The sequence below is a fragment of the Roseisalinus antarcticus genome (genome assembly GCF_900172355.1).
GTDB classification, from domain to species: Bacteria; Pseudomonadota; Alphaproteobacteria; order Rhodobacterales; family Rhodobacteraceae; genus Oceanicola; species Oceanicola antarcticus_A.
The window spans coordinates 1-11,374 of record NZ_FWFZ01000025.1; the positions used below are offsets into that span (position 1 = coordinate 1).

Sequence of the window (11,374 nt, forward strand, 5' to 3'; positions counted from 1 at the left end):
ATCGGCAAGCCCCACGAGCGGAGCTCGATCATCGCCACGACCAATCCCGCCTTTGGCGAATGGCCGACCGTCTTCGGAGACGCGACGATGACCGCTGCGCTCCTCGACCGCCCGACGCATCGCTGCGAGACCGGCGGCGGCGGCAACGAAAGCTGGCGCTTAAAGAACCGAGCCCAACGCAAAAGCCACCCCCGCCGGCCCGCCGCCGCTGCGTCACACGAGGACTGCGCAGCGCCGGACCAGCTCAGCTCCGGAGGGGTCAATGCCGGACGCCGATGAGGGGGCACCACGATCAGATGCTGATTGGCAGGTCCGGCCCCAGAAAGCTTCGGAGCCTTCGCGGGCGCTTCCGTTGCAGGCAAGCTTGCTCATGCGAAGGTCTCCTGTGCGAATGGCGTTTGACGGTGGCGCAGAAGGACGATGCCGGCGACGATGAACCATAGGATGGCGCCAAGGCCGAAGACGGCGCCGGCGACCTCGCCAAGCGGCGGCAGGATTGTCAACAGCCCGGCAAAGCCGCTGACCGCGCCGATCCCGGCAGGGATGCGGCCAAAGATGCCGCTCGCAAACGCGGCCAGGCTGACGGCCAGGATCCAGGCACCGCCGGCGATCTCGTTGCCGCCGCCCAGGCCAAGCTCGACCGCGTGGAGTGTCGACCACAGCTCGGCAGCGGCCTCTGGATCGGCTGCGAGGGCATGGACGTGCTCCACCGCGACATTGGCAAGCATCCCGGCGCCGAGAACGAGGGTGGCCCAGATCAGTCCGATGGCGCCGCCCAAGGCGGCGGCGTCGGGGCGCTCTGCGGCGATCCGGCGGTGCAGTGCGACGACCAGAACCGTCAGCGCCAGCGCGTTGACCACGTATATGGTGGTGTTCCAGAGGATCATCATGCCAGGATTCTCGGCGGTATAGGTGACGACGGCGGGGACATCGATCTCGCCCGAGCCGAAGCCGAGTGGAGCGAACACGGTGACGAGGAAGACGAAGCCGAAGATGTAGGTTGCGGCGCAGACGAGGGCGGCCAGGCCGCCAGCTTTGGTGAGAGTCATTTCTGTTCTCCTGAAGGATTGTGGGCCGCCTCGGCGGCAAGGGTCGCAAAGTGATCGGAAAGGCACCGCGTGCCAAAGCGGGGGGCGACCATGTCGCGCCCCGAAGCGGTCAGGAAGAATCGCGCCGGGCCGCCGATGCGGCGCGGCAGGATTGGCAGGACGGCAAGTGCCGTGCGGCGCAGGACGTCCGGCATGTGGGTGATGCGCGGCTCGGCCCCGAGGGCGGCAAAGGCGGCGCGGGCGATCTCGTCCTGCGTCATCGCATCGGGGCCACCGACCTCGGCCCAGCCCCGCCCTGTCTCCGTCGCGTCGGCGACGGCAACCGCCAGGTCGGCGCCATGAATGGGGTTGAGGCGCCGCGTTCCGTCTCCGAACAGCCAGACGCGGCCATTTCGCGCCATCACGAGGATCTCGCCCATGTCGGAGAAATACCCGGTGGGCGCGATCACCGTCGCCGGCATGTCGGAGGCGCGGAGGGCGTCGACGAAGGCGGCCTTGGCATCGACCAGCGGCACGCCCGCCATGGCCTCGGCATGCAGGACATGGACATAGGCAAAGCGCTTCACGCTCGCGGCTGCGGCCTCGCGCAGCAGGTTCAGGTTGGCCTGGACGTCGACCTGCCGGTAGCCAGGCCCGTCGGTCTGCCGGGTGATGCCGAGCGACGAGACGACGAGGTCCTTGCCATCCATGATCCCCTCGGGCCGTGTAGCCTCGGCCTCGACCGTCAGATCGGCGAAAACATCGGCCCGCGCGGCGTCGCGCACCAAAGCGGTGACGTGGTGGCCCCGCGGCGCGTCTTCGGCGCACAGGAAGCGCCCGAGGTAGCCGGTCGCTCCGGCAACGAGAACGGTCATGGATCGTCTCCGGGTCAGAGGAAACCGACGCCAAGCGCGGCGGCGGTCATCAAGACGAGGACCGGCGTCCAGAGCAGACGCTCCGGGCGCGAGGGGCTTGCCGCGTTGGCGGCGAGCGACAGCAGGGTGAGCGCAAGTGCCGGCCAGAAAAGCGGCGTCAGCGCTGCCGGGCCGATGCCGGCCCGGGCAAGCACCGCCCCGGCCATCAACGCGAGAAGCGCCGCCTGGATCAGCGCCAGCGCCCGCCACAGGGGCGGCAGACGGCCGGAAAACCGCCCGCCGACCGTCAACCGGCCCAGCGGCGCCCCGGCGGCGACCGCGAGGTGCATCAGCACCGGCAGCGCGGCCAGCCCGGCATAGGCGAAGGCAAGGACCTGGGTCATCGGTCGGCCCTCACCACCACCGAAGGCGCACGGGAAGGCGCCGACGCGGCGCGGGCGCCCGTCCCTCCGCCAGGCCGTTATCACCCCAGAGGTGACGGGGCGGATAGACGGACCGCCATGCAGGCTGGCCCGGCCCCCCGGTCAGCAGTTGGTGCAGGCCGGTCATCCGGGTCTGGATGTCATGCATCGCCCCCTCCCTCAGTTGACGACAGCGTGGCCGCGGCCACGCAGGCAGTTCAGCACGATGGCCTCGCGCGTGTCGCTCGCCTCGGACGCCCCCATCGCGGCGCCCGCGAGCGCACCGGCAACGGCGCCGCCCAAGGCGTCACCGTCGTCATCGACCTCCCCCAGCACACCGCCGAGCCCGGCACCGAGGACGGCGGCGGCCATCGTCTCGTGATCCAGCTGCGACTGGTTGCGGGCGAGGCTGCGGCAGGCGGAAAGGTCACTGTGGAACTGCGCGGTTGGTTGGCCGTCCAGGATCGGGTCCACTTTCGTGCCCATGTCGGCGCAGGCCCCAAGCAGGGCGGTCATCGCAGCGGGGGCGATCAGGATTGGTTTCATCTCGTGTCTCCTTCGACAAACCTTGGTGTCGAAGGAGGACCTATCCGTCCGTGCCGGGTGACGGCATGACCGCAGGGATCAGCGGCTTGACCTTGGGTATCGATTGCCAAGCCACGCGGTCGGGCTCGCCCCGGTCCAGCGCCGAAAGGCCCGCACGAAGGCCGAGGCCTCCGAGAACCCCAGAAGATATGCTGTTTCCCCGACCGAGACCTTGCCCGCGCCCAGGTAATCCATCGCCATACGGTGGCGCAGGTCGTCATGGACCTGCGCGAAGGTGACGCCCTCGTCCTTCAGGCGGCGATAGAGCGTCTGGCGGCTCATCCCGAGGTCGCGCGCGATGCGATCCATCGACAGCGTGCCCTCGTGCAGGTCCGCGAGCATCATTGCCTCGACCGCAGAGCGCACCGTGTCACGGGTCGCAAGCTCGTCCAGCAGCGTGTCGGCGTGGCGGGTGAAGACGCCGAAGACGTAATCCTTGCCACCGTCGAATGGAACGTCGAGCCAGATCGGATTGATCCGCAGCGCGTTGCGCGCTGCGCGAAACGTCACCGGCACCCGAAACAACTCGGGATAGCGATTGGCATGCGGTGGCGGCGCAAAGCTCACCTCCAGCGCAAGCTCGAACGGGTGCTCCGGCGCGGAGCGGCGGAATTCCGAGATGAACCGGGCGAAGCCCGCCTCCGTGGCCATCCAACTGCCGTCCGGGGGCCGATGATCGACCAGCCAGACCGCCTCGCCGTCGCGGACCAGCTCGAAAGGATCGCGCCCGCCGGGGATCAGCACATCGGCCATGAGCCGCGCGTAGCGATTCAGTTGATCCAGGCTGTGCGGAAAGGAGATGGAGGCATGCACGATCTGGCCGACGATCGACATCGTCTCCAGCCGGGTATCGAGGACGTGCCGCAACAGGAGCGACGTGTCCCCTGTCGCCTCGATCCCGGCGCCGATAAGGCCTTGGTAGGCGCTGACCGGGATGCGGTTGTCCTGATCCGCCAGGTCATCCTCCGTCAGCCCCGACGCCGCCAGAAGGCCGCCGCGAGGCGCCCCGTCGGCAACCGCGTAGTCAAGGAACGCTCGCGCGAAACCGGCGGCCATGGTCTGATCGGACATGCGGCGGTGCTCCCGGGGGTCAAGGTCCTGGTCCGCCCGGTCATGCCGTTGCCGAACCGGCGTCGGCAGAATGCCCCATGACCTGACGTAGGGACACCCCCCATGCGGCGCGGCATGCTTGCGCTGATTGCAAGTCTCCACATTCTTTCCGCGCGGGCCCACGCCGTCCTGCTGTGGGCGACGCGGGTTTCCCCCGCGGATTCCGGCAACGGGGACGGGCGATGCTGCCTCGCCTCGGCCCGAGGGGTCGGTGTCCTGCTGCATGGCCGCCTGGCAGGAGCCGAGGGCGCGCCGCGCCGTCGTCCAGCAGGACGGGGGCCGATCACCGCTCGCTGCCGGCGCTGGATGGACAGAGCGATCCTCACCGTGCCCGGTTCCACGATCAGCGCGGCGCCGGAGGGGCGGCGCGGGTGACGGAAGAGCGGCAGGGTCCGGCGAAGCGCCTCGCCGATCACGATGCGCCGAGCGCGGCGCAGGTCGCAGGCCCTGCCCTGCTGACCCGCCATTCCCGGGGCGCGATGCCGGCTGTCGCCTACCTCGGCCACCGACCCCGAGGCGCCCCCCGCGCCCTCCCGCCGTCCCGCCGTCCCGCCGTCCCGATCAAGCCGGGACCACTGGACAGGTGAGGCTTGCCGCCATCCAGGCCCCGCCTCGCCGCGCTGTTGCACAGCCCGCGGGTGGACTGGGGCCCGACTGCTGGCCGGGCCCCGGTCCGGGAAGGTTGCGGCCGATGCGGAGGCCGCCCCTGACGTCATCGCCGGCACCGTCGTGGACGCCTACGCCAACGATCCAGGGAATCCCGACCATTGCCGGGGGCAGGCCCTCGCCGCCCCCGCATGGCGCCTTGGCAACCACGCGCGCGACAGCTTCTGGAGCACCCCGGCGGCGGCGGCCGGCGTCATGGCGTCCGGTTTCGCCTACACCTGCCCGGTCCCGGCCCCTGTCCCGAACCTGGCCCTAACCTGTCCCTAACCTGTCCCGGCCCCTGGCCCGAACCTGGCCCGATCCTGGCCCGAGCCTGCAACGACCGGACAGGCGCATCGCTCCACGGCTGGCACGCAGCGATGGTCCCGGAGGCCCGGACGGAGATCGTTCCGAGGCGGGACACGATCCCATCCGGGACCGGCCCGAGGACCACTCGCCGCGATCAGGTCCTGTCTCGCCTCGCCGCCAGCCAGGGACCAGTGAAAGGAGGCCGCCCCATGCCGCGTTCGCCATTTCCCCCAAAAGCGGCATCGCCCCCCTTCGCGTTTCTGTGCGCTCGTCCTGAGGATGGCTTGGGAGACCGCGATCACGCTTGCCTCCGACATGGCTCTCCAGCAGGCACTGCTGGAACTGCTGACCCGGGCCGCTCGGGAAGATCGGCCGGCCTGACGTGCGCTGATCTTCAGAAGGGCTGCGGAGTCAGACCGGATCGTTGCCCGCGATGGCGAGGGATTTGACGCGCTCCGTCTCGGCGCGAAGCTGGGCGCGGCGTTGGCTGGCCGAGACCGCCTCGGCGCGGCGTTGGGCGTGGCGGCGCAGCAGGCGCGCCGCCACGCCTCCGCGGCCCGTTCCGGCGAAGCGGCCGAGGGTGGCGCTCAGCCCCGCGGCGTGGCGGCGGAAGAGGTCGTCGTCGATCGCGACGATATCCTCGCAGCTGCCCGGCTCTCCCTGCCGGCCGGCGCGGCCGTAGAGCTGACGGTCGATCCGGCGGCTCTCGTGGAATTCGGTCAGGATGACATGCAGCCCGCCCCGCTCCGCCACGCCGGGGCCCAGCGGGATGTCCGTGCCGCGCCCGGCCATGTTCGTGGCCACCATGATCGCCCCGGCCGCCCCGGCCCCGGCGATGCGCCCGGCCTCGTCGGCCTCGTTCTGGGCGCTCAGCAATTCGTGCGGCAGACCGGCGGCCGCCAGATCCTGCGACAGGGCATCCCCCGCGCCCACCGACCTCACGCCGACCAGCACCGGGCGGCCCGCCGCGTGCATCTGCCGGACACGGGCCAGGATGGCGGCACGTTTCTCGGCCGCGCTTGCCGTCAGCCGGGTCCCGAGGTGTTGCCGCGCCACGGGCCTGTGCGTGGGCACGGGGCTGGCGACCAGATCGTAGACGCTGCGCATCTCGCCCGCGACCTCGAGCCCGGTGCCGGTCATGCCCGAGACCCGCAGGTATTGCCGGAAGAAACGCTGGTAGGTGATGCTGGCCACGGTCTCCTTCTGCGGCGAGGGGTCGAGCCCCTCCTTCAACTCCACCATCTGGTGCAGCCCCGCCCGCCAAGAGCGATCTGGCATCGCCCGGCCAGTGAATTCGTCGACGATCACCACGCCATCCTCCGGCGAGACGATGTAGTGGACCGACCGCTGCATCACGTGGATCGCTACGACGGCCTGTTCCAGCAGCTCTCGCCGGGCCTTGGGCACGCGCCAGACGCCGCCCGCCTGCCCCGCCGCGGCACGGCCCAGGGCCTCGCCCACCGGGCGCAGGCGGGCGCGGCGGCCGCTGTCCTCCAGCACGAAATGCTGGCCGGGCGACATCCCGCCGGCCAGGTCGAGCGCCAGGCGATAGAGGTCGGCATCGGCCCCCGCCTCGCCCTCGGCGGAAATGATCAGGGGCGTTCCCGCCTCGTCGATCAGGATCGAATCCGCCTCGTCGATGATCGCGAAATGCAGGCCCCGCAGCAGCAGCGGCGGCGCTGCGGGGTCGGAGGCCGTCCGCCAGGCGTGCCGGGCGAGGCTGCGGGCCTGGCCAAGCGCCAGCCGGTCCTTGAGATAGTCGAAGACCAGCTCCTTGTTGTCGACATAGACGATGGCCTTGCGGTATTCCGCCTGGCGCTCGGGCGGGGAGAGGCCGGCGGCGACCAGGCCGGTGTCGAGCCCGAGGCAGCCGAAAACGGGCGCGAAGGTCTCGGCGTCGCGGCCGGCGAGGTAGTCGTTCACCGTCACGACATGCACCGGCAGCCCGGCGAGCGCGGTGACGGCGGCGGCGAGGCAGGCGGTCGCGGACTTGCCCTCGCCGGTCGCCATCTCCAGCAGGCGCCCCTCCAGCAGGCGCAGCGCGCCGAGGATCTGCACGGGCCGGTGGGCAAAGCCGATCTCGGCCAGAAAGACCGCGCGGACGGTGGCCATCGCCTCGATCAGCGCCCTGCCCCGCAGCCCGTCGCGCAGCAGCCGGGGCCGCAGGGCGTCAAGCCGCGCGGCCAGCGGCTCGGGGCGGGTGTCGATCCTGTCGCTCAGCGCGAGGATCCGGGCGATCTGGCGACGGCGCGAGACCCTGCGCGGCGAGAGGGCCGCCGCGGCCCGGCCCTGCACCCGGCGCAGGGTGCGGTCGGTCCAGTTCATCGGCCGGTCGCGCCGGTGCGGATAGGGCATCAGCCGCACCCGCACGCCCCGCCCCCAGAACCGCGCGGCCTCAGACATCGAAGCCCCGCAGGAACAGCCGCCGCAGCGCGTCCGCAAGCTGAAGCCCCAACGGGCGGGTGCCGTGATCGAGCCGGACATGGACCCGCCCGCCGAACCGCGAGGGGATGCCCTCGGGCAGGTCGGTCTCGAACTGGAACACCCGGGCCAGGCTGCGCCGGCCGGTCTCGTCGCGCGGATCGACCGGGAACGGCCCGCCGAAGGCGGTGCCCAGCACCGGCGAGGGCAGCTCGAAGGCGGCCGCCGGGATCTCGCGCAGGGGGCCGGCGTTCATGCTCACCGCGGGCCGGGTCGGCAGCCGGATCTCGGCGGCCCGCAGGTGCTGGCGCACGGTGTCGATGGCGCTCTGGCCGACGACAAAGCGCAGCCGCGGCGGTGTCGTGGGCAGGACATGGCCGATCTCCTCGCCCCGCGCCACATGGGCGCCGACAAGATCGCCCGCCGGCTTCAGCGGCTCGAACCGGCCGGTGGCGCGGGCCCGGATCTCCAGGTCCGAGAGCCGGTCGAGGGCGCGGGCCAGGTCCTCTTCGGCGGCGCGCAGCTCGATCCGGGTGATGGCGGCGGTCCGGGGCGCGGCGACCGCGTCGGCGGCAAGCCGCAGGCGCAGTTCGGCGGCATGGGCCTCGGCCACCTCGGCCTGGGCGGCGGCCACGGCGCTGTCGAGCCGGGCGATCAGCTGGCCCTCGGTCACCAGCGCGCCGGGGGCGACCGCCATCTCGGCCAGAAAGCCGGTGCCGTCGCTGCGCACCGCGGCCGAGGGCGGCAGCCAGACCACCCCTTGCGTCCGCGTGGCCCAGGGCGCGGGCAGCGCGAAAAGCAGGGCCAGGACCACGGCCCCCAGCGCGGCCGTGGTCAGGACCGCCCGCCCGCGCACCCTCTGCAGGCGGGGGCCGGTGGTCAGTGTCCAGAACGCCTTGGCCACGGGCTTCAGCAAGGCGTTGAACAGCGACCAGGCCGCGAAGACCACCCCGAGGATGAAGAAGCGCGACACCAGAAAGGCCGCGATCGTCAGCGAAATCGCGATCCGGTAGACGAAGGCCGCGGGCGCGTAGAGCGCGAAGACGGTGGCCTCATAGCCGCTTGCCGGTTTGGGCACCACGTCGGGTGCGCGATAGGCCGTGGCCTGCCAGTGATCCGCCCACCAATCGTTGGCGCGCTTGGCCAGGTTCGGGATGCCCAGCAGGTCCGACAGGATGAAATACCCGTCGAACCGCAACAGCGGGTTGCCGTTGACCAGCACGGTCGACACCCCGCCGATCAGCATCACGTTGAACAGCGCGGCCCGCGCGAGCCCCGGCTCCATGTCGCGCCAGAACAGGAAGGCCCCGGCCGCCAGCGCCGTTTCCACCATGATCCCCGCGGCGCTGACAAAGATCCGCTGGCCGCGCCCCGGCAGGGCACCGGCGGCGGTGATGTCGACGTAGGGCACCGGCATGAACACCAGGAACATCAGCCCGAAATCATGCACATCGACGCCATAGCGCTTGGCCACCCAGCCGTGCGCCAATTCGTGCAGCAGTTTGATCGGCACATAGATCGCCGCGATCAGCGCAAGGTTTCCGGCCGACAGCACCTGGTCCGTCACCGCCGCCCGGATCGTGTCGAACTCGCGGATCACCCCGCTGAGCGCCCAGACCACCAGCGCAAGCCACAGCGCAACCCCCAACGGCCCCACCAGCCAACGGACCAGCGGCAGCGTGCGCGACAGCAGCGGGTCGGGATCGAACAGCGGCAGCCGGAACGACAGCGGCCCCATCAGGTTCTGCTTGAACACCTGCCGGTCCTGCTTGCCGCGCCGCTCTGCCTGCTCGGCCACGTCGGGCGGCCGGTCGGTCGCGATCAGGTCGGCGCCGTGAAGCTGGCCCACCAGCGACATGACCTCGGACTGACCCGGCGCCTCGGGCCCAAGCTCTTCGGCAAGGTCGCTCCAGGCGTCGCCCAGGGTCCGGCGGCCGTCGAAGCGGTGGATCAGCGCGTAGGCATGGGGCGTCAGGCGGTGCGACTTGCCGGTCAGCGGGTCGGTCAGGACATAGGCCGGCCGCCCGGCAAAGCGCCGCCGCGCGATCGTCACCCCCTGCCCCAGCCGGGGCCGCAGGGACGCCACGCGATACCAGTGTTCAGAGAAGAACGGCTCGCTCATGGCATCCAGCGCCAAATCGCAAGCTGCACCCAGTCGCGCAGCCGCCGGGTCCAGATATCGGCGAGGCTGCGCTGGCCGGCGTCGATCCGTGCGACCCCCTCCATCCCGGGGCGCAGGCTCTCGGCCGGAGCAAGCAGCTCCGCGTTCGCGCGGAACAGGCGGCGGCCCTCCTCGATCCGCGCGACCGAGGTGACCGAGGTGATCTCGAACGGCAGCGCGGCGTCGGTCCGGGCGGTCAGCCGCAGGCTGCCGGTCTCCCCGGGGCGGACCAGGTCGAGGTCGCGTTCGTCGATCTCCAGCACCACGCGGTAGGACTCGAGCGGCGCGATGCCGAACACCTCCTCGCCCTCGCTGATGGGGGCGCCGATGCGCTGGCTGATGTCGCCGGAGATGACGATGCCGTCGATCGGGGCCCGCACCTCGGCGCGGGCCAGCCGCGCCTCGGCCAGCGCCAGTTGCGCCGCGCCCTGGCGCCGCTGCGCCTGCAACAGCACCGCCTCGCCGCGCTCGCCGTCAGAGACCGCGCGCCGCTCCTCCTGGGCCAGCTGGTCGAGGTCGCTGCGCCATTTCGCGGCCTCCAGCTCCAGCTCGCGGTCGTCGAGCTTGAACAACAGGTCGCCCTCGGCCACACGGGCGCCGGCCTGGGTGCCGGCCTCGGCGATGATCCCGTCGAACGGGGCCACGGCAGCGATCTGCCGGCTGCCCTCCAGCGTGGCGTCCGACACCAGGCGCAGCGGCTTGTGGATCGCGAAGGGCAGCGCGGCCAGCACGACAAGGCACAGCGCGGCCAACCGGTAGGACGGCCGGTGCCGCCCGAACAGCGCCACCAGCCCGCTTTGCGCCAAGTCCACCGCCCGCCCCGCGATCCAGCTTTGCTGGCGGCGCTTGAGCTCGATCACCGGACCCAGGAGCGCGGCCAACGCGGCCAGGCGGCGGAGCGTGTCGGGCGGGATGCCATCGGCCGAGGCGCCCTCGGCGGTGATCGCGCCCACCGGCAGGTCGTCGTCGAACAGCACCACGGTCGCCACGGCGGCGGCCCCGGTCTCTTGCTGGTAGGCGCGATGGGCGACGGCGATGCGCTGGCTGTCCTCGCCCGCCGGCAGGGCGACGGTCGCGCCCTGGTCCAGCGCCTCCTCCATCGCCTCGCCCAGACGCCGGATCGTGGCGGAGCGGCGCCGGAACCATGCCTTGCCCGAGACCGCCTCGGCCCTGACCGGCGCGCCCCGGCGCGGCCGTCCGCGCACAAGGCCCAGCGACACGCGGGTCAGCGCCGGATCCTCGGCCAGCGCGTTCACCGCGACCTGCGCCGCGGCCGGGGCCCGCCGCTCTGCGCCGACACTGGCGAAGATGTCCATGGCGCGCAGGCTGGCGGCATGTTCCGAGGCGGTCTCCTCGGCGCGTTGCTCCATGAACCGCCGCTCCAGCCAGCCGAGCGCCCAGACGATACGCTGGCGCTGCCGCAGAGTGACACCGGCGCCGGGCGTGCCGAATTGCAGCGCGACGAAGGCCGGCATGCCGCCCGCCACCGTGACCGGCACCGCGATCAGCACGGCCCCGCCGTCATCCTGGCCCTGGGCGGGCGACCGGGTCTCCAGAACCTCGCGGGCCACGGGTTCCAGCGCGGTCAGGTCGCCGCGGCCGTCGGGGTGGACAGCGGCCGGGGCGAAGTCGCCGGCCTGCCGGTCCTCGACGAACACGGCGATCAGGCGGACATCGGCCAGGTCCTCGGCGAGCATGGCCAGCCACGCTGACAGGAACGCCGCCGCATCGGGCGATTCCAGGTCCGAGATGTCCTGCAACGGGTCGGACTGGCCGGTCCGCCGGCTCTCGGCACGGCTCACTGTCTCGTGCTGCATGATGCGTCAGTCTAGTCCAGCC

At 71.7% G+C, this 11,374-nt stretch carries 8 protein-coding genes and 1 pseudogene; 1 reads left to right on the forward strand and 8 read right to left on the reverse strand.

The window, feature by feature from the left end:
* Positions 1-174, forward strand: a pseudogene (locus tag ROA7023_RS25580) (ATP-binding protein); the annotation flags it as partial.
* A gap of 194 nt (positions 175-368) precedes the next feature.
* Here ROA7023_RS25580 and ROA7023_RS17565 read toward each other — a convergent pair.
* From ROA7023_RS17565 to ROA7023_RS17600, 8 genes are all read right to left on the reverse strand, one after another.
* On the reverse strand, positions 369-1,049 hold the full coding sequence (locus tag ROA7023_RS17565; RefSeq protein WP_085880340.1) for a hypothetical protein: 681 nt from the start codon (positions 1,047-1,049) through the stop codon (positions 369-371).
* Positions 1,046-1,903 carry an SDR family oxidoreductase gene (locus ROA7023_RS17570; protein WP_085880341.1) on the reverse strand — a complete coding sequence of 286 codons (858 nt, stop codon included), beginning with the start codon at positions 1,901-1,903 and terminating at the stop codon, positions 1,046-1,048. The genes ROA7023_RS17565 and ROA7023_RS17570 overlap by 4 nt, the downstream gene beginning before the upstream one ends.
* Before the next feature lie 14 nt (positions 1,904-1,917).
* Positions 1,918-2,286, reverse strand: coding sequence for a hypothetical protein (locus tag ROA7023_RS17575; RefSeq protein WP_085880342.1), 369 nt, complete (start codon positions 2,284-2,286; stop codon positions 1,918-1,920).
* Between the two features lie 198 nt (positions 2,287-2,484).
* Positions 2,485-2,850, reverse strand: coding sequence for a YMGG-like glycine zipper-containing protein (locus tag ROA7023_RS17580; protein ID WP_085880343.1), 366 nt, complete (start codon positions 2,848-2,850; stop codon positions 2,485-2,487).
* Between the two features lie 78 nt (positions 2,851-2,928).
* Positions 2,929-3,960, reverse strand: a complete 1,032-nt coding sequence (locus ROA7023_RS17585) for an AraC family transcriptional regulator (RefSeq protein WP_085880344.1) — start codon at positions 3,958-3,960, stop codon at positions 2,929-2,931.
* Between the two features lie 1,404 nt (positions 3,961-5,364).
* Entirely contained in the window at positions 5,365-7,356 is a 1,992-nt protein-coding gene (locus ROA7023_RS17590) for a preprotein translocase subunit SecA (RefSeq protein ID WP_159458572.1), read from the reverse strand.
* The gene (locus ROA7023_RS17595; RefSeq protein ID WP_143535622.1) at positions 7,349-9,496 is read right to left on the reverse strand and encodes a M50 family metallopeptidase; all 2,148 of its coding nucleotides are present in this window, start codon (positions 9,494-9,496) and stop codon (positions 7,349-7,351) included. The genes ROA7023_RS17590 and ROA7023_RS17595 overlap by 8 nt, the downstream gene beginning before the upstream one ends.
* Complete coding sequence (locus tag ROA7023_RS17600) at positions 9,493-11,352, reverse strand: efflux RND transporter periplasmic adaptor subunit (protein WP_085880347.1); 1,860 nt, start codon at positions 11,350-11,352, stop codon at positions 9,493-9,495. The genes ROA7023_RS17595 and ROA7023_RS17600 overlap by 4 nt, the downstream gene beginning before the upstream one ends.
* Positions 11,353-11,374 lie beyond the last annotated feature (22 nt).

Coding starts and splice junctions, on each gene's coding strand:
- ROA7023_RS17565 (WP_085880340.1), bottom strand. CDS start 1,049: ATGACTCTCACCAAAGCTGGCGGCCTGGCCGCCCTCGTCTGCGCCGCA.
- ROA7023_RS17570 (WP_085880341.1), bottom strand. CDS start 1,903: ATGACCGTTCTCGTTGCCGGAGCGACCGGCTACCTCGGGCGCTTCCTG.
- ROA7023_RS17575 (WP_085880342.1), bottom strand. CDS start 2,286: ATGACCCAGGTCCTTGCCTTCGCCTATGCCGGGCTGGCCGCGCTGCCG.
- ROA7023_RS17580 (WP_085880343.1), bottom strand. CDS start 2,850: ATGAAACCAATCCTGATCGCCCCCGCTGCGATGACCGCCCTGCTTGGG.
- ROA7023_RS17585 (WP_085880344.1), bottom strand. CDS start 3,960: ATGTCCGATCAGACCATGGCCGCCGGTTTCGCGCGAGCGTTCCTTGAC.
- ROA7023_RS17590 (WP_159458572.1), bottom strand. CDS start 7,356: ATGTCTGAGGCCGCGCGGTTCTGGGGGCGGGGCGTGCGGGTGCGGCTG.
- ROA7023_RS17595 (WP_143535622.1), bottom strand. CDS start 9,496: ATGAGCGAGCCGTTCTTCTCTGAACACTGGTATCGCGTGGCGTCCCTG.
- ROA7023_RS17600 (WP_085880347.1), bottom strand. CDS start 11,352: ATGCAGCACGAGACAGTGAGCCGTGCCGAGAGCCGGCGGACCGGCCAG.